Origin of the sequence: Bacillus timonensis (assembly GCF_000285535.1) — a bacterium.
In the GTDB taxonomy this organism is placed as follows: Bacteria; Bacillota; Bacilli; order Bacillales; family Bacillaceae_L; genus Ferdinandcohnia; species Ferdinandcohnia timonensis.
Window position 1 is genome coordinate 464,113 of sequence record NZ_HE610988.1, and the last position, 24,642, is coordinate 488,754.

The 24,642-nt window shown below is 37.2% G+C and carries 25 protein-coding genes, 1 pseudogene and 1 riboswitch; of the genes and pseudogenes, 11 read left to right on the forward strand and 15 right to left on the reverse strand.

From position 1 onward, the window contains the following. Positions 1-39 precede the first annotated feature (39 nt). Entirely contained in the window at positions 40-1,242 is a 1,203-nt protein-coding gene (gene metK, locus BTHG_RS19850) for a methionine adenosyltransferase (RefSeq protein WP_010678498.1), read from the reverse strand. 237 nt (positions 1,243-1,479) lie between these two features. After that, positions 1,480-1,646: riboswitch (SAM riboswitch) on the reverse strand. Positions 1,647-1,916: 270 nt separating this feature from the next. On the opposite strand from metK, the gene pckA reads away from it, so the two are divergent. Then, on the forward strand, positions 1,917-3,506 hold the full coding sequence (pckA, locus tag BTHG_RS19855) for a phosphoenolpyruvate carboxykinase (ATP) (protein ID WP_010678499.1): 1,590 nt from the start codon (positions 1,917-1,919) through the stop codon (positions 3,504-3,506). A 28-nt stretch (positions 3,507-3,534) separates the two neighbouring features. On the opposite strand, the gene BTHG_RS19860 is transcribed toward pckA, so the two are convergent. After that, positions 3,535-4,347 carry an alpha/beta hydrolase family protein gene (locus tag BTHG_RS19860; RefSeq protein WP_010678500.1) on the reverse strand — a complete coding sequence of 271 codons (813 nt, stop codon included), beginning with the start codon at positions 4,345-4,347 and terminating at the stop codon, positions 3,535-3,537. Between the two features lie 146 nt (positions 4,348-4,493). On the opposite strand from BTHG_RS19860, the gene BTHG_RS19865 reads away from it, so the two are divergent. The 3 genes from BTHG_RS19865 to BTHG_RS19875 all read left to right on the forward strand — a co-directional run bounded on the left by BTHG_RS19865 (position 4,494) and on the right by BTHG_RS19875 (position 7,215). Beyond that, positions 4,494-5,480, forward strand: coding sequence for an ABC transporter substrate-binding protein (locus BTHG_RS19865; protein ID WP_010678501.1), 987 nt, complete (start codon positions 4,494-4,496; stop codon positions 5,478-5,480). Between the two features lie 168 nt (positions 5,481-5,648). Then, on the forward strand, positions 5,649-6,428 hold the full coding sequence (locus BTHG_RS19870; RefSeq protein WP_010678502.1) for an ABC transporter ATP-binding protein: 780 nt from the start codon (positions 5,649-5,651) through the stop codon (positions 6,426-6,428). After that, a complete protein-coding gene (locus BTHG_RS19875; RefSeq protein ID WP_010678503.1) occupies positions 6,406-7,215 on the forward strand; it encodes an ABC transporter permease in 810 nt (269 codons plus the stop codon). Before BTHG_RS19870 ends, BTHG_RS19875 begins: the two co-directional genes overlap by 23 nt. A 19-nt stretch (positions 7,216-7,234) precedes the next feature. Here the strand turns inward: BTHG_RS19875 and ytkD are convergent, their stop codons facing one another. Both ytkD and BTHG_RS19885 read right to left on the reverse strand, forming a co-directional pair. After that, positions 7,235-7,723: an RNA deprotection pyrophosphohydrolase gene (gene ytkD, locus BTHG_RS19880; protein WP_010678504.1), complete on the reverse strand. Its 489-nt coding sequence runs from the start codon at positions 7,721-7,723 to the stop codon at positions 7,235-7,237. An 86-nt stretch (positions 7,724-7,809) separates the two neighbouring features. Then, on the reverse strand, positions 7,810-8,148 hold the full coding sequence (locus tag BTHG_RS19885; protein WP_010678505.1) for a hypothetical protein: 339 nt from the start codon (positions 8,146-8,148) through the stop codon (positions 7,810-7,812). Positions 8,149-8,335: 187 nt separating this feature from the next. Between BTHG_RS19885 and BTHG_RS19890 the strand changes: the two genes are divergently transcribed. Continuing rightward, positions 8,336-8,596, forward strand: coding sequence for a DUF6154 family protein (locus BTHG_RS19890; protein ID WP_010678506.1), 261 nt, complete (start codon positions 8,336-8,338; stop codon positions 8,594-8,596). Between the two features lie 200 nt (positions 8,597-8,796). On the opposite strand, the gene ltaE is transcribed toward BTHG_RS19890, so the two are convergent. Further along, on the reverse strand, positions 8,797-9,813 hold the full coding sequence (gene ltaE, locus BTHG_RS19895) for a low-specificity L-threonine aldolase (protein ID WP_010678507.1): 1,017 nt from the start codon (positions 9,811-9,813) through the stop codon (positions 8,797-8,799). Between the two features lie 73 nt (positions 9,814-9,886). Then, entirely contained in the window at positions 9,887-10,327 is a 441-nt protein-coding gene (locus BTHG_RS19900) for a Dps family protein (protein WP_010678508.1), read from the reverse strand. Positions 10,328-10,460: 133 nt separating this feature from the next. Between BTHG_RS19900 and ytzI the strand changes: the two genes are divergently transcribed. Further along, complete coding sequence (ytzI, locus tag BTHG_RS26395) at positions 10,461-10,625, forward strand: YtzI protein (protein ID WP_010678509.1); 165 nt, start codon at positions 10,461-10,463, stop codon at positions 10,623-10,625. After that, positions 10,615-12,078 (forward strand): amidase family protein, encoded by a 1,464-nt coding sequence (locus BTHG_RS19910; RefSeq protein WP_010678510.1) that lies wholly within the window; start codon positions 10,615-10,617, stop codon positions 12,076-12,078. Before ytzI ends, BTHG_RS19910 begins: the two co-directional genes overlap by 11 nt. Positions 12,079-12,113: 35 nt before the next feature. On the opposite strand, the gene BTHG_RS19915 is transcribed toward BTHG_RS19910, so the two are convergent. Continuing rightward, positions 12,114-12,587, reverse strand: a complete 474-nt coding sequence (locus tag BTHG_RS19915) for an S-ribosylhomocysteine lyase (protein ID WP_010678511.1) — start codon at positions 12,585-12,587, stop codon at positions 12,114-12,116. 152 nt (positions 12,588-12,739) lie between these two features. On the opposite strand from BTHG_RS19915, the gene yidD reads away from it, so the two are divergent. After that, complete coding sequence (gene yidD / locus BTHG_RS19920) at positions 12,740-12,979, forward strand: membrane protein insertion efficiency factor YidD (protein WP_010678512.1); 240 nt, start codon at positions 12,740-12,742, stop codon at positions 12,977-12,979. Between the two features lie 17 nt (positions 12,980-12,996). Here the strand turns inward: yidD and BTHG_RS19925 are convergent, their stop codons facing one another. Together BTHG_RS19925 and BTHG_RS19930 are read right to left on the reverse strand one after the other, a co-directional pair. Further along, positions 12,997-13,761, reverse strand: coding sequence for a FixH family protein (locus BTHG_RS19925; protein WP_026021905.1), 765 nt, complete (start codon positions 13,759-13,761; stop codon positions 12,997-12,999). 133 nt (positions 13,762-13,894) lie between these two features. Next, on the reverse strand, positions 13,895-14,455 hold the full coding sequence (locus BTHG_RS19930) for a beta-class carbonic anhydrase (RefSeq protein WP_010678514.1): 561 nt from the start codon (positions 14,453-14,455) through the stop codon (positions 13,895-13,897). Between the two features lie 209 nt (positions 14,456-14,664). Between BTHG_RS19930 and BTHG_RS19935 the strand changes: the two genes are divergently transcribed. The 3 genes from BTHG_RS19935 to zupT all read left to right on the forward strand — a co-directional run bounded on the left by BTHG_RS19935 (position 14,665) and on the right by zupT (position 16,870). Continuing rightward, positions 14,665-15,600, forward strand: coding sequence for a metal ABC transporter substrate-binding protein (locus BTHG_RS19935; protein WP_010678515.1), 936 nt, complete (start codon positions 14,665-14,667; stop codon positions 15,598-15,600). A 95-nt stretch (positions 15,601-15,695) separates the two neighbouring features. Then, on the forward strand, positions 15,696-15,857 hold the full coding sequence (locus tag BTHG_RS26400) for a DUF1540 domain-containing protein (protein WP_010678516.1): 162 nt from the start codon (positions 15,696-15,698) through the stop codon (positions 15,855-15,857). Positions 15,858-16,060: 203 nt separating this feature from the next. Further along, positions 16,061-16,870: a zinc transporter ZupT gene (gene zupT / locus BTHG_RS19945; RefSeq protein WP_010678517.1), complete on the forward strand. Its 810-nt coding sequence runs from the start codon at positions 16,061-16,063 to the stop codon at positions 16,868-16,870. Between the two features lie 27 nt (positions 16,871-16,897). On the opposite strand, the gene menC is transcribed toward zupT, so the two are convergent. The 6 genes and pseudogenes from menC to BTHG_RS27990 all read right to left on the reverse strand — a co-directional run bounded on the left by menC (position 16,898) and on the right by BTHG_RS27990 (position 24,368). Then, positions 16,898-18,001 (reverse strand): o-succinylbenzoate synthase, encoded by a 1,104-nt coding sequence (gene menC / locus BTHG_RS19950; protein ID WP_026021906.1) that lies wholly within the window; start codon positions 17,999-18,001, stop codon positions 16,898-16,900. A 2-nt stretch (positions 18,002-18,003) separates the two neighbouring features. Next, positions 18,004-19,476 (reverse strand): o-succinylbenzoate--CoA ligase, encoded by a 1,473-nt coding sequence (locus BTHG_RS19955; RefSeq protein ID WP_010678519.1) that lies wholly within the window; start codon positions 19,474-19,476, stop codon positions 18,004-18,006. Between the two features lie 75 nt (positions 19,477-19,551). Next, a complete protein-coding gene (gene menB / locus BTHG_RS19960) occupies positions 19,552-20,373 on the reverse strand; it encodes a 1,4-dihydroxy-2-naphthoyl-CoA synthase (RefSeq protein ID WP_010678520.1) in 822 nt (273 codons plus the stop codon). 48 nt (positions 20,374-20,421) lie between these two features. Then, a complete protein-coding gene (menH, locus tag BTHG_RS19965) occupies positions 20,422-21,234 on the reverse strand; it encodes a 2-succinyl-6-hydroxy-2,4-cyclohexadiene-1-carboxylate synthase (RefSeq protein ID WP_010678521.1) in 813 nt (270 codons plus the stop codon). A 2-nt stretch (positions 21,235-21,236) separates the two neighbouring features. Continuing rightward, a complete protein-coding gene (menD, locus tag BTHG_RS19970) occupies positions 21,237-22,985 on the reverse strand; it encodes a 2-succinyl-5-enolpyruvyl-6-hydroxy-3-cyclohexene-1-carboxylic-acid synthase (RefSeq protein ID WP_010678522.1) in 1,749 nt (582 codons plus the stop codon). After that, positions 22,978-24,368 (reverse strand): annotated as a pseudogene (locus BTHG_RS27990) (isochorismate synthase). The gene menD and the pseudogene BTHG_RS27990 overlap by 8 nt, the downstream one beginning before the upstream one ends. Positions 24,369-24,642: the final 274 nt, after the last annotated feature.

Below are 24,642 nucleotides of genomic sequence, written 5' to 3' on the forward strand. Positions count from 1 at the left end.
TACACTCTGAAAGCTCGCCAAACGGCGAGCTTTTTTATCTTATTTTGCTGTAGCTTGTGTTTTAAGTACTTCTGCTTTGTCAGTACGCTCCCATGGTAAATCTAAATCGTTTCTGCCGAAATGGCCATATGCAGCAGTTTGCTTATAAATTGGGCGACGAAGATCTAACATTTTAATAATGCCAGCAGGACGTAAATCAAAATTATTGCGAACTAGTTCTACAAGTACATCCTCAGATACTGTGCCAGTACCAAATGTGTCAACAGAAATAGATACTGGTTGCGCAACACCGATTGCATAAGCAAGCTGAACTTCGCATTTATCAGCTAAACCAGCTGCAACGATATTTTTTGCAACATAACGAGCAGCATATGCAGCTGAACGGTCAACCTTAGTTGGATCCTTACCTGAGAATGCGCCACCGCCATGACGTGCATAACCACCGTAAGTATCAACAATGATTTTACGGCCAGTTAAACCTGCATCTCCTTGAGGGCCACCAATTACAAAGCGACCTGTTGGATTAATAAAATATTTTGTATTTTCATCTATAAGTTCTTTTGGAACAACGGGATTAATTACATGTTCTTTTAAATTACGTTGAATTTGTTCCAATGAGATTTCAGGGTGGTGTTGAGTTGAAATAACAATGGTGTCGATGCGAACTGGATTGTTGTTCTCATCATATTCAACAGTAACCTGAGTTTTTCCATCTGGACGTAAATATGGAAGAACTTCATCTTTACGAACTTCAGTTAATCTACGTGATAGCTTATGAGCTAATGAAATTGGTAGTGGCATCAATTCTTTTGTTTCATTACATGCATAACCAAACATTAAGCCTTGGTCTCCAGCACCAATTGCCTCAATTTGCTCATCTGTCATTTGACCTTCACGTGCTTCTAACGCTTGGTCAACCCCCATCGCGATATCAGGAGATTGTTCATCAATGGATGTTAAAACAGCACATGTTGCATAGTCAAAACCATATTTTGCACGAGTATAACCAATCTCTTTAATCGTTTCACGGACAATCTTTGGGATATCTACATATGTAGAGGTAGTAATTTCTCCCGCAACAAGTACAAGACCTGTTGTAACAGAAGTTTCACACGCTACGCGTGCATTTGCATCATTTGCTAAAATGGCATCTAAAATAGAATCTGAAATTTGGTCACAGATTTTATCTGGATGTCCTTCTGTAACAGACTCTGAAGTAAATAAACGGCGTCTAGTTGTCACAAACGCTTCCTCCTTTTCGGATTCAGAAATCGAATTAGAATTCGAATCCTGACATTCTTGATACGGTACTCATTCCCTTAGTATTGTTACCTGCACGATTTTCTATCCTATAATAACGAACAGTACTAAACCCAACCGGTTTTCTGAGGTAAACACATGATGAGCTTTCATTAAAGAAATAAAAAACCTTTCCCGCATTTTTTCGAGGAAAGGTATAATCGTTAATCTCGCCTTTCACTCTTATCGATCAAGGTCATACCTTGCTCAGGTTAGCACCTTATCACTTTTATCCGAATGAGAGACCTATATATGTATAGGTTTCACTAAAAAATCATCTGATATGTAAAAAAGTGATGGTTGCCGGGTTTCATTGGGCCTGTCCCTCCGCCAGCTCGGGATAAGAGAGTATCCGTTCAATGACATATCATAACGTAGTCATCCTTTTCATGTCAACAAAATTTCAAAAAACACTTTCTACATATCTAGTTTTTTTTCATAAAAATAAATAAAACTTCAAAAATATATAAAACCATTTTGGAATCTGCACGCACTTTTTAAGGATATGCTACGTAAAATACGTTAAATAGTATAGACTATTTTTATTAATGTGTTATACTAATTGTAAAAATCAGATTATATGATGAAATATAAAAAAAGACAAAGGATGGTTTTACATGAATTCAGTTGAAGTTTCAAATGAGCAGCTATTAGAAGTAGTGAATGGACAAAATGCACTTCATAACCTCTCTGTTCCTATTTTAGTTGAAAAAGTACTATCTAGACAAGAAGGAATCCTTACTTCGACTGGGGCTGTTTGTGCAACAACCGGGAAATATACAGGAAGATCACCAGAAGATAAATACATCGTAGAGGAAACATCTACTAAGGATAAAATAGATTGGGGTAAGGTTAACAAACCAATTTCCGAAGCTGTTTTTGAAAACCTTTACACCAAGGTACTTTCTTATTTAAAAGAGAGAGATGAAATTTTTGTATTCAATGGATATGCAGGTGCTGATAAAAAAGTACGTATGCCAATTCAAGTAATTAATGAATTTGCATGGCATAATCTATTTTCACAACAAATGTTCGTCCGACCAACTGAAGAAGATCTAAAAACACATAAACCTGAATTCACAGTCATCAGTGCACCTAATTTCAAGGCTGATCCTGAAGTGGACGGTACACGTTCTGAAACGTTTATCATCATATCTTTTGAGAAACGAACAGTATTAATTGGAGGAACGGAATACGCTGGTGAAATTAAAAAGTCTATTTTTTCTGTAATGAACTATCTATTGCCAGAGCAAAATATTCTTTCTATGCATTGCTCCTCTAATGTTGGCCAAGAAGGAGATGTTGCTCTATTCTTTGGTTTATCTGGAACGGGAAAAACAACTCTTTCAGCAGATCCGAAACGTCGTCTTATTGGAGATGATGAGCACGGTTGGTCTAGCTCCGGCGTGTTTAATATTGAAGGTGGTTGCTATGCAAAATGTATCAATCTTTCACGTGAGAAGGAACCACAAATTTTCGATGCAATTCGCTTTGGCTCCGTTTTAGAGAATGTGGTTGTTGATGAAAATTCAAGAATGGCTGATTATGATGATAATTCATTGACTGAAAATACAAGAGCTGCATACCAAATCGATAATATTGATAATATAATTGTGCCTAGCATTGCTGGTCATCCAAATACAATTATTTTCCTAACAGCAGATGCGTTTGGTGTGTTGCCACCAATTAGTAAGCTTACAAAAGAACAAGCTATGTACCATTTCCTAAGTGGTTACACTAGTAAACTTGCCGGAACAGAGCTTGGTGTAACCGCCCCAGAGGCAACATTCTCGACTTGCTTTGGCTCTCCATTCCTACCACTTCCTGCAACAGAGTATGCTGAAATGTTGGGAAGAAAAATTGATGAACATAATGTTCAAGTATTCCTTGTGAATACAGGATGGACGGGTGGAGAATATGGAGTCGGTAGCCGCATGAAGCTCTCTTATACTCGTGCAATGGTTCAAGCAGCTCTTGAAGGTGAGCTAACGAATGCAGAAACCGTAAAGAATGATATTTTTGGTTTAGAGATTCCCATTCATATTCCAGGCGTTCCTGATGATGTCCTTCAACCCTCAAAAACATGGGCAGATCAAAGTACGTACTATGTAAAAGCTAAAGAGTTGGCTTCGAAATTTAAAGAAAATTTCAAAAAATTCTCCGATGTTTCAAAGGAAATTGAATTATTAGGTGGACCTAGAATTTAATTATAATCATTTCCCATAAGCTCGAGGATTATAATCCTTCGAGCTTTTTTGATTTCGGCTCTCTTGTTTTCATCCATTCCGTCAATCGTCTCACCGTTTCTCTATTTTGAGGAGGCGGAAAATAATGAGTAAATTGTGGAAAGTACCAACTCTCTACTTCTTTCCCTAGCTCCCTTACTCTTTTTTCAAGTCGATATGCATGATTGACAGAAACATTCTCATCTTTTTCACCATGGATAATCAGTATTGGTGCCTCAAGCTTTTCAATTTCATATAGTGGAGTTCTCCACTTATAACGTTCCGGATATTTTGTGGGCGTCCCTCCAATTACCCGCTTCAACATCCGGCGTAAGTCATTTCGTTCTACATATGTTAGGCTTAAGTCACTTACACCTCCCCATGATACAACCGAACAGATCTGTGGATGATGGATTGCCGTTAAAAGAGCCATTACTCCTCCACGCGAGAACCCAAGGACATGAATCCGTGTCGGATTTACTTTTGCATGTTGCTCCAAAACTTTAACTGCCGAGAATGCATCATGTCTATCATGTCCAGCAAAATCTTCGTTTCCCTCTCCACCTTGATTTCCCCGATAAAAAGGTGCCATTACAACAAACCCTTCTGAAGCGAATTGAATAATACGACCAATTCGAACCTTTCCTACATTTTTTATACCACCACGTAGATATAAAAAACCGTCGTACATCCCTTCATCCTTTGGTTCTGCAAGATATCCTTTTACTTTTAATCCATTACTCCAATATGTAATTAAATATAATGCGATTGCAGGATTAGGAGACGGAAATCGCTGCTTTTCGATAATTGTGCCATCTACCATTTTATCCATCCTCTCTATAACATTTTATTGATTACGGAAGTTCAAAAAAAAACAAAAAATAGGCATTCACACATTTTTGTCACGTTTCATAATCTATCTTAAGTAATTACTATGACGACAGATACCTGTCAAGGAGGAATGAATAAATGCGTCGTTTTTTTGCCACCCTTTTTGCATTATTACTTATTATTCCATTAGCAGCTTGTAATAATGACCAGGTTCAAAAAATCAGTATAGCGGAAGTAACTCGTTCGGTGTTTTACGCACCTCAATATGTAGCAATTTCGGAAGGCTTTTTTGAAGAAGAAGGCTTAGAGATTGAATTAACAACTGTACCAGGTGGAGATAAAACCATGACTGCATTAATTTCTGGTGGGGCCGATGTTGCCCTAGTAGGTTCCGAAACATCCATTTATGTTGAGGCACAAGGCTCAACCGACCCAGTGATTAATTTCGCAGCTCTTACACAAACAGACGGTACATTCTTAGTAGCAAGAGAAAATGTTCAAAACTTCAGCTGGGACCAAATTAAAGACAGTACATTCCTTGGTCAACGCAAAGGTGGAATGCCACAAATGGTTGGGGAATTTGTATTAAAGAAACACGAAATTGACCCACAAGGGGATTTAAATCTCATTCAGAACATTGATTTCGCAAATATTTCTAGTGCTTTTGCTTCAGGTACTGGTGACTTCGTTCAATTATTTGAACCAACTGCTAGCCTCTTTGAAAAAGAAGGCCGTGGCTATATTGTCGCTTCTTTCGGTGAAGAATCAGGCAAGGTACCCTATACTTCGTTTATGACAAAGCAGAGCTTTATTGATGATAATGAGGATGCTGTTGAAAAATTCACACGTGCAATTTATAAGGCTCAACAATGGGTTGATTCCCACAGTCCAGAAGAAATTGCAACTTCTATTCAAGAATTCTTCCCAGACACACCACTTGATTTAATCACATCTTCTATTGAACGTTATAAAAATCAAGGCTCTTATGCAACTAGTCCTGTATTATCAGAAGAAGCTTGGAATAACTTGCAAGATATCATGGATGAAGCTGGTGAATTACCTAAGAGAATTGACTATAACACACTTGTTAACACAAGTATCGCTGAAAAAGTAATTTCCAAATAGAGGATGTTCAAAAGACGATGAAAATGACACATCGAATTTCTTCGTTGGCTTATTTTTGTGTTGCTCACGTATAAACGACATACGTTCCGCTACTCAAAACTGCGCCGCCTCATACTTCTCGGTCCTTTTCATCCAACTTTTTGAACCCGGATTAATAGGAGTGTTACTATGGGCTTTTTGTCAGTAAAAGATATACATCATGTTTATTTTACTAAGGATCAGGCAACGACCGCACTCGAGGATATTTCACTCACAATCAAGGAGGGGGAGTTTATCTCCCTTCTTGGTCCTAGTGGGTGTGGTAAAACAACATTACTCTCCATTATTGCTGGGTTATTAAAACCGACATATGGAGAGGTATTAATAGATGGAAAAACAATTGAAAAGGCAAAGTCAGATATTGGTTATATGCTTCAACAAGATTATTTATTTCCATGGAAGACAATTGAGGAGAATATTCTTGTCGGGTTACAAATCATGAATCAAGAAACAGATCAAACCATAAAAAAGGCTCTTGCCCTGCTCGAAGAAATCGGACTAAATGGGGTTGAAAAGTCCTATCCTAAACAACTCTCAGGAGGAATGAGACAAAGGGCAGCATTGGTTCGAACTCTTGCAACAAACCCAAAAATTCTCCTGCTTGATGAACCATTCTCTGCTTTGGATTTTCAAACAAAGTTAAAATTAGAAGACCTAGTTTCAGATACGTTAAAGGAATATCACAAAACAGCAATTCTTGTCACACATGACATCGGTGAAGCCATTGCCATGAGTGATCGAATCTACTTGCTTTCGAAGGGGCCAGGAAAAATCACAAAAGTATTTACCATCCCAGAATGTCTGCGAAATGAGACACCATTTGATGCAAGACAGCACCCAGAGTATTCGAATATTTTTCAGCAAATTTGGGAGGAGTTAGATAAACTTGAAACAAATCCTGAACATTAAAGACCTTCACAAAAATTATTTACAATCAATTAAAAAGGAGAAAAGGCTTGTCCAATTTTACCAAGTCCTGATCTTTATCGTCTTTTTCGGTATCTGGGAGATTGCGAGCCGAAACCACTGGATAGACCCTTTAATCTTTAGTGCTCCATCAAGAATTTGGAATCTATTTTTAGAAAAAATAAATGATGGATCTTTGGTTAATAATCTTGCCGTAACCTTGTTTGAAACAGTACTTGGCTTTATTTTAGGAACATTAGTAGGGGTACTGATTGCAGCTTTACTATGGTGGTCGGAACGCCTTTCAAATATCCTTGACCCATATTTAGTTGTTCTAAACGCAATGCCAAAGGTAGCTCTAGGTCCTATTTTAATTGTTGCTTTAGGTACTGGATATGTCTCGATTATTGCCATGGGAGCGATTATTTCAGTGATTATCACAACAATTGTGGTATATACTTCATTTAAAGAAGTTGATTACAATTATATTAAAGTACTTTTAACCTTTGGTGCCAATCGGAAACAAGTCTTTCGAGATGTGATACTTCCCTCATCCTTCCCAGCGATTATCTCCACATTAAAAGTAAACGTTGGATTATCATGGGTTGGGGTAATTGTCGGGGAATTTTTAGTTTCAAAGCAAGGCCTTGGCTATCTAATTATCTACGGATTCCAGGTGTTTAATTTCACACTAATCTTCCTAAGCTTATTATTAATTGCCATCTGTGCGACACTTATGTACCAAGGGGTAGAATACCTTGAAAGAAGGCTAATAAAAGACTCTGAATAAAAAGCTCTTCTAGTGAATACTAGAGAGCTTTCTTCGTTTTTATGTATTTATTAACATAATCAATGCAATGAGGTAGAACGTCATCCTTCATGATAAAGCTATATCTGCGGTCAATTTTTACAGTATCTAGGGGAATTTCTTTTAGTAAGACAGGACCTTTTGTTTCAAAATAATCGTTCTTTTCGATAAGCCTTTCAATTTCCGCAAAATAAATATTCTTAATAATGGTTTTCCCTTTTCCTATTACCTTATATTGGCCAATATGTACAAGTTCTTGAACCTCAGCACCGGTCTCTTCCATGATCTCCCGAATAGCTGCAGCTTCAGGAGTCTCCCCTTCCTCTACCTTCCCCCCCGGAAACTCAATTCCACGTTCAGAGTGATTTGTTAACAGCCATTGATCCTTGTATCGGCATATCACCCATACATGTTTTGGATGAGTGGAAAAAGGATCTGGTGTAAACGATAAATTTACTTCATTATGATACATATCGTGAAAAACAATCATTTTTCTAATCTCCATTACGATTAAATTTATTACTGAATCAAGTTAATAATAACATAAAAAAACAAGCCGCTTCACGTGGAAGTGGCTTAATCAATATTACGTAATACATCAAGTATTCCTTCTGATTGAATAAAATCCTTAGCCTCTTGGTCTCCAAGTTGATAAATCATTTGAAAAATCTGCAGCATATTTGTGTCATATTTGTCATTGGATGAATCATAATGATATTCGATAAAAGGCACATGAGCACGTAAAAAGTTTTCCACTTCATTCGAATAGTTCGCATCAAAAAGTTTTCTTAATTGCTGAATTTCTTCGTCTGTTGCTTCAATTTTATACTCCCAAGTAGACCCTGACTTCACTTGAGAAATTTCTCCACTACCTACAGCGATATAATAGGTTTTCCTAGGCTGTTGTTCCAACATTTTTTCACTCCTAATAGTGATTTGCGTTATTTTAGCTTTTTCCTCATGTCCGAAAAATATGCACAACATAGGGATTGATTAAAATGAACAATTCCTATTTACAATACTGTTAGTATCTTTTGAAGGAATACCCCATATACTAATTCCCAAGTAAACTTGTGAAAAGTAAAAAAAGGGGAAACTATTTATGAAAATAATTGATGAAATTTATGAATTGTATCGAAATAAATTAACAGGCGATGAAGAAGACGCGGACATTATTGCTTTCTCCGTACTTGAACAATTCGGGCGCGAAGATCTAATTGACCTTTTGAGTGATTTATCCGACCAAGAACTACGCAATTTAGTTGGTTTTTATATGATTGAAAACCTTAAAGCGAAAATGGCACGTGATGGTATAGGTCGGTCAAAGATGATGACTGTGGATGAACTGAGGGATATACATTAAAATCCAAGCCGAGATAACCTCGGACCCCTACCGAACGGGTTTCGATTTGAACAGTGTGGGTGATTTACATCGTTTTCTGAAGTCCTTTCGGGTATAATTTTGTTCTATCGATTTAATTTTATTTCTATTAGTTTTATATACTGTCTATCGATCTTAACAAAAGGATTGTCCGGCAAGACAATCCTTTTGTCATGTAAAAATTAAAGTTTACTTACAATCCTTATTGCTTTCTCTATAGACTCACGATTGACATCATAGTGGGTTGTAAAACGAACAAGTGTAGGACCAAAAGTTGAAACCAATACTCCATGTTCTTTTAATAATGTTGCAAACTGACCCGATGTTAATCCTCTTTCACTCACATCTACCAAAATAATATTGGTATCAACTTGATTTACAACATGAATTCCACTAATATTCCCAAGTCCTTCAGCTAGAAATTTTGCATTTTCATGATCAATTGCTAGACGGTCAACCATTGTGCGCAGTGCAACAAGTCCAGGAGCTGCAAGAATCCCAACTTGTCTTAAACCACCACCAAGACGCTTTCTCCATTTTCTTGCTTGTTTAATAAACTCTTCGCTTCCAGCAATAATTGAGCCAACTGGTGCACCTAACCCTTTAGATAAACAAAATTGCACGGTATCCGTATATTGAGCAATATCCTTCACAGGACACCCTAGTGCCACCGCTGCATTAAACAGACGTGCACCATCTAAATGAACAGGGATGTAATTCGCAGACCCTACATGATATATAGCTTTCATATTATCAAGTGGAATAACTGCCCCACCCGCTCTATTATGCGTATTTTCAATGCAAATCAAGCCGGTTTCAGGGTTATGTACATCCTCCTCTTGAATAGCGGCCTCTACTTCTGAAGGGTCCATTGCTCCTCTGTAGCCTTTAATAGTTCGAGGCTGCACTCCTGCAAATGCAGAAATCGCGGCACCTTCATAATTAAAAATATGAGAATCGTGTTCGACAATAATTTCATTACCTTTTCTAGTGTGAGTTAGAACAGCAATTTGATTGCCTTGTGTTCCACTTGTCACAAACAATGCCGCTTCCTTTCCAAGCATTTCAGCAGCTGTTTGCTCAAGCTCATTTACTGTTGGGTCTTCCTGATATACATCATCCCCAACTTCTGCTTCATAAGCTGCTTTTCTCATTTCAGCAGTGGGCTTAGTAACTGTGTCACTTCGTAAATCTATCATATTTTTCTCCTCCCTCTACTACTAAAAATAATGCAAAACCCTTCTTTCGACAAGAAAGAAGGGTCAATTTTTCTTATTTTCCTAAGAAGGATTGAAGCATCCAATTATGTTTTTCAAGTTCTTTATGAATTGCAAGTAGCATATCTCCTGTGGTTTCATCGTCCACATCAGCAGCAACCTTCATACCTTCCTTTAATTCTCCGATTAAGATGGAAAAGTCATTTGAAATGGTTGCTACCATTTCCTCGGCATTTTCATTTCCGTTTGCTTCCTTTACGGAAGACATTTCAAGAATCTCTTTCATTGTCGCAACAGGTTTTCCACCAATGGCCAATAGTCGTTCCGCTAACTCATCGATATGAACGGCTGCCTCATTGTATAATTCCTCGAATTTAACGTGAAGCGTAAAAAATTGCGAACCTTTCACATACCAATGATAATTATGTAGCTTAATGTAAAGCACACTCCAGTTTGCAACCTGCTTATTTACCATTTCATTTAATTGTGTTGACATTTATATCTCCTCCTTATTGTTAACATACCCCCTTACTATCACCATGAAACCTGAATTTTATTTTTTCAAGGAGAATATTCATACATTCTACCCTCATCCCGTGTTAAAATATAGAGTAAAAGAGGGGGTTGCTATGCTTACAGTATTAATTATTTCAATCATTATCGTGTTTGTAGTCTTATTTTTAGCTGTTAGCACAACATCAAAAGCATATCAATACAAACATACAGTAGATGACTTGGAAGAGAATCCGCATTTAAATCAAATAGAAAATAAGGAGAATTCAGATGGAAAATAAAATTCTTCAGAATTTAGCTAATGATTGGTTAGTTGAGGCTACCATTGATTCCATCCAAGAAAAATACGAACATGAAGAACTAACAGCTAAACAATTGGTGCTCATGTATTTACATAGAATTTCGTGTTATGATTCATCTCTGAAATCAATTATTGAAATTAACCCAGATGCCCTACAAATCGCAATGAAGCTGGATACTGAACGTAAAGAAATCGGTCCTCGTGGCCCACTTCACGGAATTCCAGTCTTACTAAAAGATAATCTTGACACAAATGATAAAATGCATACATCTGCAGGTTCACTTGCTTTAGCAGAGTCATATGCTCCTGAGGACTCATATGTTGCTTATCTTTTACGTGAAGCAGGTGCAATCATCTTAGGTAAAACAAATATGACAGAATGGGCTAACTTCATGACAGAAGGAATGCCAAGTGGCTATAGTTCACGAGGTGGACAAACTTTAAACCCATATGGGCCAGGTACATTTGATGTTGGTGGATCAAGCGCTGGTTCTGGTTCTGCTATTGCCGCAAATTTTGCTGTAGTTGCAGTTGGTACTGAAACATCAGGTTCTATTTTAAGTCCTGCAAGTCAAAATTCTCTAGTAGGTATAAAGCCGACAGTCGGATTGATCAGTCGTAGTGGGATTATTCCAATTGCCCATTCACAGGATACAGCTGGACCAATGGCGCGAACAGTAAAAGATGCTGCTTATCTATTATCTATTATAGCGGGAGTAGATGAACGTGATCCAATTACGTACACGAGTAGAACCTTACCTTCCACAGATTTTGCACAATATTTAAATGAAGATGGCTTAAAAGGCGCTCGGATTGGTATCGCAAGGGAAGTTTATTTTGACTACCTGAATGAAGAAAAACGAACAGTAATGGATAAAGCTGTTAAGAAGCTCGAGGAACTTGGGGCAGTTGTCGTAGATAATGTTACCATTCCTTCTACAAAAAATAAGTGGAGCTATGATGTGTTGACTTACGAATTTAAGGTAGATCTAAACGCTTATTTACAAAAATTAAACCCATCTGTAAAAGTTCATAATTTGGCTGACCTAATTGCATTTAACAAGGAAAATGAAGAAAAAATGCTCAAATACGGTCAAATAATATTAGAAGAAGCAGAAGAAACAAGTGGTACGTTAACAGAAAAAGAGTATCTTGAGGCTCTCGAAAATGATCATTATCACTCAACTGAGAATGGAATTGACTTTGTGTTAAATGAGTACCAATTAGATGCAATCGTGTTTCCAAATAATATTGGTGCAAGTATCCCGGCAAAAGCTGGTTATCCTTCGGTTACTGTTCCTGCTGGCTATACTCCTGAAGGCGAACCAGTCGGCATTACGTTCACAGGAACCGCCTATTCAGAAACCTCATTAATTAAATTGGCCTACTCATTTGAACAAGGAACAAAATATCGCATTCCACCTAAACTATAAAACCCCAGCCATTGCGGCTGAGGTTTTTTCGATTATTACCCAAATACTTTATGAAGGTCTTCTTTTGATTGTGAAAGCCAGAAACGCATAAGACGTTTTGCACCTTCTAGATCATGTAACTTCGCTTGACCACATTGTGTTTCATTTGCTGCAGGGATTTCTGTAATTTCTAATGCACTTTGCATTGTAGCCTCTAATAAATCAATAATTTCAGAAACTGTTGGCTCCCCGCTTACCACTAGGTAATATCCCGTCTGACATCCCATTGGAGAAATATCAATAATATCAAAATGGTCATATTTCTCACAATGCTCACGAAGATTAAAAGCTAATAAATGTTCAAGTGTATGAATAACATCTGGCTTCATAGCCTGTTTATTTGGCTGACAAAAACGAATATCAAATTTATTTACAACTCCATCTGTACCAACCTTGTGTACACCACAATGTCTTACATACGGGGCTTTAACTGCACAATGATCTAGTTCAAAACTTTCTACTGATGGCATTCTCTTCACTCCCTAAATTATTCTTTATATCTATCATAACGCTAATTCCGATTTTTTTCATCAATTTAATTGAATTAAACGTATAGGATGCTTTTACCAACTACATATAGTATAGTATAAATACCAAAAACCAATAAGGGAAGTAGAAAATATTGCTTCAAGCGTTATTTATAGGAATCATTCGTTTCTATCAAAAATTCATATCGCCATTAAAGCCCCCAACCTGTCGCTTTTATCCGACCTGTTCCCAATATGGACTGGAAGCAATCAAACGCTTTGGTGCAATCAAGGGTGGGTGGCTGACAATAAAACGTTTATTAAAATGTCATCCCCTTCATCCAGGCGGAATTGACTTTGTACCAGAAAAAAAGGAAGGTAAGCATCAACATTAATGCTACCTTCCTTTTCTTTATTTAACGTTGGTTGCCTTTTCAAGGTGATCGTGGATTTCTCCTTTTTCAATATGAACTTTCACATTATAACTGCCTGCTTCAGCAAATATATAATCAGATTGGTAAACACCAGCATCCGCTTCGCTTGCATCTATATATTCATGCTTCTTTGCGCCGTCCTTCCAGACCTCAAACCGAACCTTTGCATCTGTCAATGGGGCTTCAGATTCTTTAAAAGACACCTGTAATGTCGATTCTTTTCCTTTTGTATACTCAGCATCTAATGGGAAATCAATTGAAACATGCCCACCTCCGTGATGATGTTCAGTTGCATGATGCTCGCTGTTTTCTGGTTCTTCATCCACTGGTTCCTCGGTTACATCAGGATTACCAATTACTACTTCTACCTTTGGCATAGTGTGCATACTTCTTGCAGTTACATGGGCTGTGACAAAATATGTACCGTCTGCTTCAAAAGTTTTAACGGCCGTGTATTCGCCATCAGATTTATACTCAGCATCTAAAAATTCGCTTTCTTCACTGCCTTTTTGTTCAATTTCAAATTGAACTTCATCCGCATCCTCTACCGCTTCTTCACCTTGAGTAACAATTGCATGTAAGGTAACTTCTTCACCCGGATTAATTTTTTCAGGATCCATTTTCACATCAACCGTTAATGGGGTCAATTCTGCAGTATTTGTATTCTTCGTTTCCGTTTCATTATTACATGCTGCAAGCGCTAAGATTGCAGCCATAAATAGAAAAAGGATTATTTTTTTCATTTCCTTCACCTCAACTACATGGTACAACAAATGACCACTTATTCCTGTGTCTTTTTTATGACACATTACCCATGTTATCCAAAAGTACCTATTTATTAACCTTGCCCATAAAAAAAGGAGTCATGCGACCCCATTATTTATATCCATTAATCACTACATCCAATTTTCCTGTTTCTGGGTTAACAACGAGACCGTGAACAGGAACGTCCTTTGGAATAAGTGGGTGATTTTCAACCATTTCAACACTATGTCGGACACTATCCTCTACACAACTAAATCCTTGAAACCATTCTTCAAGGTCAATACCTGAATATTTTAATGTATCAATTTTCCCCTGAGTGACGCCTCTATCTTTGATTTTTTTTAAAATCGAATCAGCATTAAGTGCACTCATGCCGCAATCATGATGACCTACAATACAGATCTCATCTGCATTTAAATCATAAACAGCCACTAAAATACTTCTCATTACACTACCAAATGGATGGGAAACAACAGCACCGGCAACCTTTAAAATTTTCACATCACCGTTTCTCATGTTCATTGCTTTTGGGAGCAACTCAATGAGTCGGGTATCCATACATGTTACGATAATCATTCTTTTATTTGGAAGCTTTGTCGTTTGATATTTTTCATATTCCTTTGATTCCACAAACTCTTTGTTAAAATCTAATATATTTTCTAATAGCGACATATGTATCACCTTTCCCTTTTGTTTCATTATATTCTAACAAAAACTTGTCATTATTAATAATTTTTTATTGCTAAGAATTAATTTTTATATTTGCCTGAGATACTAAACATGAATTTGAAAGTTTTTTGTTCTCAAATCGGAATAATTACGATATAATATGAAAGTATTTCAAACAAACCCCCTTTTTGATACATGAGAGGAGATTATAGATGAAAAAAGCAAGCATATATTTCGTGCTCCTTTTACTGCTGAGTATACTTTCAGCTTGCGGAGCAGATCAAAATAACGATGCAAATAAAGAAGGAAAGCTTTCAATTTATACAACCGTTTTTCCATTAACAGATTTCACCCAAAAAATTGGTGGCGATGATGTCGTAGTTAAAAGTGTATATCCACCAGGAGCAGACGCTCATTCATTTGAACCAACTCCTCGGGATATGGCGGACATGGCTAGTGCTGATGCCTTTATTTATACAGGTGTGGGTGTTGAAGGCTTTGTATCTTCTGCACAAAACACATTAAAAAATGAAAAAGTTACACTAATTGAAGCAGGATCTGGAATTGAATTTTTGAATATGTCAGACGATGAACATAACCACGATGAGGAAGATTATCATCATGGAGATATTGACCCACATATTTGGTTAGACCCACTATATTCCATTCAAATTGCGGAAAATATAAAAAATGCCCTAACAGATTTAAACCCCTCAGGAAAAGAAAAATACGAGCAAAACTTTAAAGTATTAAAAGAACAGTTAGATGCATTAAACGCAGATTTTGTGGAAGTTACAAGTACAGCCAAACGAAAAGAAATTTTAGTTGCTCATTCAGCGTACGGCTATTGGGATGAACGATATGGAATTAAGCAAATTAGCATAACAGGGTATTCTCCAACCAATGAGCCATCACAAAAGGAACTTAAAAATATTATTGAAGTTGTTAAAGAACATAATCTTAAATATATTCTATTCGAACAAAATATTTCATCAAAGATTGCTGAAACGGTTCAAAAGGAAACGGGTACACAAACCCTTACCCTTCACAATTTAGAGGCCGTAACAGAACAAGAAATTGAAAAGAATGAAGATTACTTTAGTTTGATGAAAAAAAATATTGATACATTAAAAAAAGCGCTAAATTAACTACCTGCCTTGGGATATGTTACTTGTTATCCACGTACCTTTCTTGGAGAAAATAAAGGATGCTAGACCATACCCCAAGAGAGAGGTGTAGTACATTGGCACAAGACGTATTATGTGAAGTTAAAAATTGTCATTATTGGGCAAATGGAAATAAATGTAGTGCTGATGCGATATATGTTGTAAGTCACTCAGGAAAAACAGCATCAGAACAAACAGAAACGGATTGTAAAACCTTCGTTCCAGAAGGGGAATTATAGATTAAATGCCAGGCAGCTGACTACTCAGCTGTCTTTTTTATTACTTAAGTTTTATACATAATTATTAACATGTTGAATTTTTTGAAATAAAATAATTGACAAAAAACAAAATTGAACATATGATACTTTTAAAAGTTGCACAAAGGAAACATTTATTCATTAAAACAAAAAATCAAACTTCAAGCTTGAGAGGAGAATAAGCGATGTATGATAATCTTTTACTCGCTTTTGGCTTAACCCTATTAGCTGGCCTTGCAACAGGAATAGGTAGCTTAATATCCCTATTCACATCTAGAACCAACACCAAATTTCTGTCCTGGACCCTTGGTTTTTCTGCCGGCGTAATGATTTATGTATCTATGGTTGAAATTTTCTTTAAAGCGAAAGTCGCTTTAACTTCTGAATTAGGTGACCAAATGGGTAACTGGATGACAGTTATAGGCTTTTTTGGAGGAATGCTCTTAATCGCTTTAATTGATAAATTTGTGCCTGAAAGTAGCAACCCACATGAAGTTAAAAAGGTGGAGGACATGAATTTATCATCACCTAAAGTTGAGGAAGCGCAATTATTAAAAATGGGAACATTCACAGCTCTTGCTATTGGGATTCACAATTTTCCAGAGGGAATTGCTACCTTTACCTCTGCTCTTCAAGACCCTGGCCTTGGAATCGCTATTGCAATAGCGGTAGCTATTCACAATATACCAGAGGGAATTGCAGTTGCCGTACCTGTCTATTTTGCAACAGGCAATAAAAAAAGAGCTTTTAAGCTCTCTTTTCTTTCAGGATTAGCCGAACCTGTTGGGGCCATTGTTGCTTTCGTCATCTTAATGCCATTTATAAACGATGTGATGTTTGGAATTATTTTCGCAGCAGTTGCAGGAATTATGGTGTTTATTTCTCTAGACGAACTACTTCCTGCATCAAAAAGATATGATAGTGGACATTTATCCATCTATGGATTAATTATGGGCATGGCAGTGATGGCACTCAGTTTACTATTATTTATATAACCAATGGAAATGCATTGCCGAAACAAACTAATATATGACCTTTTTCTGTTTCGTTATTTTTTGAATCCATTCTCTATCTACTTCAAATCCAATTCCAGGACCATCTGGAACGGCAATGCGTCCATTTTCAACAAAAACCTTCGGGTTAATAACATCCCTTGACCAATATCTTGAGGATGCTGATATATCTCCGGGTATTGTGAAATTTGGAAGACTAGCTAAAGCAATATTGTGTGCTCTGGAAATTCCGGTTTCAAGCATACCGCCACACCAAACAGGGATTTGATGTGACCTGCAAATATCATGTATCCGTATTGCTTCGGTGATTCCACCCACTCGTCCAATTTTAATATTGATAACTTTACAACTCCCCATCTCCACTGCCTTGCGCGCATCTTCACTTGATGTAATACTTTCATCTAAACAAACCGGTGTTGTAAGTTCTTTTTGCAACGCGGCATGATCAAAAATGTCATCTTCTGCCAACGGTTGTTCAATCATCATTAAATGAAACTCATCTAGCGCTTTAAGTTTCTTAGTGTCTTGTAAAGTATAAGCAGAGTTGGCATCAACCATTAACGGTAAGGTTGGAAATTTGTGCCTAATTTGTGCAAGAAGCTCATAATCTTGCCCAGGCTTAATTTTAATTTTAATTCGTTTATAGCCTGATTCTACATGCTCCTCTATTTTACGTAACATCCTGTCAATGGAATCAATACTAACGACTACTCCAGAATCAATAAAATTCCTTGTTCCACCAATCGCTTCAGAGAGCGAAATTCCTTGTTTTTTTGAATACAAATCCCAGATTGCCATGTCTATACTAGCTTTTGCCATTTTATTTCGTTTTACAATTTGAAAATCATTCTGGAGTTGCTCTGGGTGTTCATACTCTTGTGTTAACATTCTTGGTACTAAAAAATCTTCAAGTACATGCCAGCATGTCTTAATTGTTTCTTCTGTATACCATGGTGACGAAAAAGCTACAACCTCTCCCCAACCAACTACACCATCTACATCCTCCGCTTCGACAAGAATACTTTCTCTTGTATCAACCTTTCCTGTACTTGTTACAAATGGTGCTAACAAGTTTTGTTCGATGAGATGGAGTGTCACCTTTTTAACTTGAATCATCATCTTCCATCCTTTATTAAATCAACTAATTTTCGTCTCATTAGCTTATTTGACGCATTTCTTGGTAAAGAATCAACAAAATGAATGGACTTTGGAACTTTATAGCGTGCTAGACGTTCATAACAAAAAGCCATGATATCATCTTCAGTAAGTCCGCTTCCATCGTCTAGTTTTACAAAAGCTGCAGGCACTTGTCCCCATTCTTCATGTTCAAGACCTGTTACACCCGCTTCCAAAATAGATGGATGTGCCAATAATGCAGCTTCTATTTCGGCAGGATAAATATTCTCCCCCCCTGAAATAATCAAATCAGAACGACGATCCATCACAAAGAGAAACCCTTCCTCATCCAAATAACCCATATCACCAGAATATAGCCATCCATCAATAATGGAGGTCGTTGTAGCATCAACTCGATTTAAATAGCCTTTTGTGACATTTGGCCCTTTCACTACAATTTCTCCCACTTCATTAGGGTTTGCAATCAAACCATCTTTTTCTATCTTGATTTCTACCGGAAAAAGTGGCTTACCGGCAGAACCGAGTTTTGAAATGCTATACTCAGGTGCTAATGTGACAACTTGTGATGCCGTTTCCGTCATTCCATATGTTTGAAAAACAGGTATATTACGATCCATGCATTCCTCTAATAACGGTTTTGGTGCAGGTCCCCCTCCAAGAAGCATCCCTCGAAAACTATCTGGATAACTTCGACTTCCCAATTCATCCACCATGCGTTTAAGCATGACACTAACAAGGGACATAATGGTTACACCATGATTCATAATGGCGTCATTTGCTTTTTTCGGGTCAAACCCTTCTTGGAGGACAACTGGAATTCCATATATAACACTTTTGTTCAAAATTGATAATCCACTGATATGAAACATTGGCACAGAAAGAAGCCAACAATCATTTTGGTATAAACCTAAATTCAAACTAGAACCGATCGCACTCCACCAGTGATTTCCGTAAGTATGAATGACTCCTTTTGGATTTCCAGTCGTGCCTGAGGTGTACATGACCGTATCTGCTTTGTCTAAGCAAAAATACTCCTGAATAATACAATCCTTCTCGGGGAGCTCACTCAACTCTTTTACTCGGATTATTTCGTGGTTTACATGATCAACTTTATCAAGTAATGCATTATCCGTTATAACCATTTTCGCGCCAGAATCTTGTAGTTGAAATTCTAACTCATTACTAGTTAGTTTAATGTTTAACAGTACTGTTATTGCACCAATATTTTTTAGGGCATGAATCACTTCAACCATCTGAATACTGTTCTTCATGAGGATTGCCACAACATCATCCTTTTTCAGCCCTGCATAAGTTAGTTGGTTAGTCTTTTTTAAAACATTCTTATGTAAGGTTAAAAATGAGATTTCTTCGTATTCAGTTTTAATGGCAATTCGATTAGGTGTTAAAAAAGCTCGTTGCTTAAGCCAATTTGGTATTTCTGTAGAATTCATCTTTATAAAATCTCCTAGCGTAAATAAAATGCAAAAACAGCTTGATGAGGTATTCATCAAGCTGAAAATGAAAAATTAAGGAAAACGAGGGAATTGCTTAAAGTCTGGTCTACGCTTTTCTTTAAACGCGTCACGGCCTTCCTTCGCTTCGTCGGTTGTGTAATAAAGAAGTGTAGCATCGCCAGCCATTTGTTGAAGACCCGCTAAGCCATCTGTATCAGCATTCATTGCTGCTTTTAAGAAACGAAGTGCTGTTGGGCTCATTGCAAGCATTTCTTCACACCACTTAATGGTTTCTTCTTCAAGTTGTTCTAACGGAACAACTGTATTTACAAGACCCATGTCTAATGCTTGTTGTGCATTATATTGACGACATAGATACCAGATTTCACGGGCCTTTTTATGACCGATGATGCGCGCAAGATATCCAGAGCCATAACCTGCATCAAAGCTTCCTACCTTCGGACCAGTTTGTCCAAAAATGGCATTATCTGCAGCAATTGTTAAGTCACAAACAACATGTAACACATGTCCCCCACCAATCGCATAACCAGAAACCATTGCAACAACTGGCTTTGGTATGACACGGATTAAACGTTGTAAATCAAGCACATTTAATCGTGGAATTTGGTCCTCTCCAACATAACCACCATGTCCTCGAACCTTTTGGTCTCCACCAGAACAGAATGCTTCATCTCCTGCTCCAGCAAGAACGATAACCCCAATGTTGGAATCATCTCTTGCATATGCAAAAGCATCAATCATCTCTGCCACTGTTTTTGGAGTAAAGGCGTTTCGAACATGTGGACGGTTAATGGTAATTTTAGCAATGCCATTGTATGTTTCATATAAAATTTCATCATACTTACGTTCTGCAACCCATTCAACTGCAGCCATTAGCTTGTCCTCCTTTTATGTATGTATATTTGATCATTAAAAAGATGTTCAAAAATGATCAGAAACAAACTCACTTATTATTTTACCAAAAATATCAGGTTGTTCCACATGAATTGCATGCCCTGCTTCAACTATTTTCTCCAGTTTTCCATTTTGGATGCTTGAACTCATTTCTTCTGCAATTCTACAAAACTTCTTATCAAGCTCCCCACAGATCAATAAAATCGGAAAATGGATCTCATTTAGACGATTCCAGTAAGAGGGTTGCATACCTGTTCCCATGCCCCGCAAACTATTTGCTAAACCAATAGGGCTATTTTCTAGCCGTTGCTTGCGAATTTTTAGTTGCTTCTCTTTTGTTAACTTTTTTTGTGAAGCAAAAAGAGGAATCTTCTCCCAATAAGTAACGAAGCTTTCAATTCCTTCTTGCTCAATTCGATTAGCCAGTATCTCATCAGATTTTCTTCGTTCGGCTCTCTCTTCATCAGTTCGAAGACCAGGTGAACTACTTTCTAAAATAAGACTTGAAACTCTTGTTGAAAAAAGAATAGCTACTGCTAAAGCCAATCGACCACCCATTGAATAACCGATAATATGAGCTTTCGGAATTTCTAAGACATCTAAAATGTTACTAATATCTTTTGCTACTTTTTCTATATGATATCTTGAATAATCAACTGGATAATCTGTTTTACCATGTCCAATGATATCAATTAGTACACATTGAAAACTTTTATGAAGTATTTCGGTAATCTGATTCCAAGTGGTCATGTTTCCGGTAAATCCATGTAGAAAAACGAGCGGTTCACCTTCTCCTACCACTTTTACATGATAGGTTACTCCATTTGTGGTTATATTCATGTTTATTGTTCCTTTTTTAGCAATTCTTTTATTTCCTGGGAAACATTATTCCACATTTTTCGATGAATCATGACATTCTCTTGGCGATCTGTTTTTACTTCTACAACATGCAAACCTTGACCATTAAATGAAGCTACAATAGCTGCACGGAATTCTACCCAGTCTTTGACACTTGTAAATTTCCCGCCATACATTTTTACTGCATGTTCATAATCTAGACCAATTGGTGTTCCAAACAAGGTTTCAAAATGCTTTTCTTCATGAGACTGTGGTAAGAAAGAAAAGATTCCGCCTCCATCATTATTGATTAACACAATCGTAATATTTAACTGATGGTGTTTCGCAGCCAATAATCCATTCAAATCATGATAGAACGAAAGATCACCTATTACTAACACAGTCTTCTCATTTTGTGAACTAATTCCCATCGCTGTTGAAACAAGCCCATCAATTCCATTAGCACCTCGGTTTCCTAATACATGAATTGACTTTTCGTTATTCATAAAAAAGGTATCAAGGTCACGAATTGGCATACTGTTTCCAACAAACAAAGAAGAACCGACCGGGAGAATTTCTTGAAGTTCTGTAAATACCTTGCCTTCAAATAGGCTTTCTTCTTTATGCACCATGTTCACATTTTCTTTCACAATGTTATTTACCTTAATCCAAGAATTTACCCAACTAGTATCACTGCGTTTCTCGGTTCGACCTGAAATCATGTTACAAAACTCAATTTCATCGCAATAAACCATATCAGTAGCTGATAAGGTTGGATCTCTCCATCCTCCGTCTCCATCTACGATAATTTGCGTCGCATTTTTTTGTTTTTGGGTATATTGAAGAAGTGCCTTTGAAACAGGCATTGCTCCAAATCGAATAATAATATCTGGCGAATACGTTTCACAAAAACTATCGTCTCGTAAAAAGGCATCATATCCATCTAGTATGTAAGACTTAGAATGATGACCACTACGTAGTTGTGATAATGGATCAGCAAGAATTGGGAACTGGAGTGCTTCTGCAAAATTTGCTACAGCATAGCCGAATTCAGCATCATAATGTGAACCACAAACAATGATGCCTTTCTTTTTATTACTCACAACATCACATATTAACCGAGCTTGTTCTTCATCCATTTTCGGTTTTCCAACAACCAAATTAACGGTTTTCTGTAAGTCTTTATTTGTTCCCCATAAATGATCCAATTCTAAATTGGGGACAAGTGGTTCGCGGAAAGGAAAATTAAGATGTACAGGTCCTGCTGGAGCAGTTAAAGCCGTACCTGCAGCCCTTCCAGCCATGGTCCGAACATACGATAGCATTTGTTCAGACTCTTCAGGAAGACCCATCTCTACAAACCATTTCGCATGATTACCATATAACTTGTTTTGATCAATCGCTTGTGGCGCACCCACGTCACGTAGTTCATGCGGTCTATCTGCTGTGAGCACAATAAGTGGAACTCTTGAATAGTACGCCTCTACAATTGCAGGAAAGAAATTCGCTGCAGCTGTTCCACTAGTACAAAGTATTGCGACAGGCTTTTTCGTAGCCTTAGCTACACCTAGCGCATAAAACGCGGACGAACGTTCATCAATATTTATTGTTACATTCATCTTTGGATGTTCTGCCATTAAAATCGCCATTGGTGTTGAGCGTGAACCTGGACTCACTACTGCCTCTGTTACTCCTACTTGCACCAATTCATCGACAAATGATGCCACATACCGAGTTAATGCTTGATTATTCATTGTCTAAGCCTCCTAATGCGGATAGCATCGGTCTAAACTTAATCATTGTTTCTTTGTATTCACTTTCTGGTTCAGAATCGCCTACAATTCCACATCCTGCAAATAATGACGCATCTTTACCATTTATTAATCCAGAGCGAATTGCAACGGCAAATTCTCCATTATCCTTAGTATCGAACCAACCAATCGGACTCCCATACCAACCGCGGTCAAGAATCTCAAGCTCACGGATGATTTCATATGCTTTTTGTTTTGGTTGTCCACCTAGGGCAGGAGTTGGATGTAATCGATTCACAACCGTAAGTAATGAAACATTCTCCTTTGCTATCCCTTTCACAGGTGTATATAAATGCTGGATATCTCTCATTTTTAAGATTTCTGGGTGGTTTGGTGATGAAACGCTTGTACACGACTCATTCATTGCATGTTTAATCATCTGTACGACCACATCATGTTCATACAGATTTTTCTTATCATTTAGTAATTCATTCTCAAGCTGTTCATCCTCTGACGGCGTCTTACCACGCCGAATAGATCCCGCTAGGCAAGTAGTTAGGAATTCCTCATTCTTTTTTTAATAAGCCGTTCAGGTGAAGCACCGATAAAACATGAATTCTCATATTCAATTGCAAATAAATAGCTCATTGGTTGTTCTTCTTTTAGACGTGCCAATATAGTTTCTACTTTTATCGGGTCTTTAAAATGCAATTTAATTTCTCTTGCCAACACAACCTTTTCAACATCACCATTTTGCACTTTCTTTGTTGCGTTTCGAACAGATTCCATCCATTCCTTAGGTTGAACTTCCTCTTTTGTGAACGAAGAGCTTGTTTCGTACTTATAATCTTGATTAAGCAAATCTTCTAGTTTTTTGAAATCAGATTCTACAAATGAAGTTTCTGTTGGCTCACATATAACATTGGTTGTTAAATAAGTCCTTCCCTTATACACCGAAAGCATGAAAGTAGGCAAAACAAATTTTGCATCATCAAAATGATTCCATAGCTCTGTACGTTTTTTTAATGGATCGAATGAAAACCCTCCCATTAATATCGGACCAGTTGAATATGGTGCAAAATCGTCGACAATAATGGTATGTTGAACAAGGTTCTTCCAGTTCTCTTCAATAGCTTCAAACCGTTCCGTAGATCCATTATCACTAATTGAATAGGCCTCACCAAGCCCAACTATAATCGTATCGTTTGTAGGATTAGCCCAGAAACAACGCGTTTCAAACAGTTCCTTCTTTCCAGCAGAAAAGAACAATAGGGGGTCTATGTTCGTAATTTCTTTTACCTGACTAATCAGGACAGGCTTAGAAAGCTTCTTTGAACGAATTATTCCTTTCTCTATGTAATCTACCAAACCCTTTTGTTGTATCATTACCAACTTATATCCCCCCGAAATATATTCCTTTTATATTTATTATTTAATAATAGTATATCACTAACACGAGAGAATCTTTTTAAAAGTAAATGACGATTCCTCTAGTTCAAAACTGCCTCTACGATATACCTCTAACTTATAGTTGTCAACAAACTTGATTCTACCATACCTACCCGTACAAAGACCACTTACTTCCTTATTATTATGTTATTGGAGATTTATTAGTCCGGAGAAAATTTCAAGCTAGGAATGTCCCTATCTGTTTTGCTAC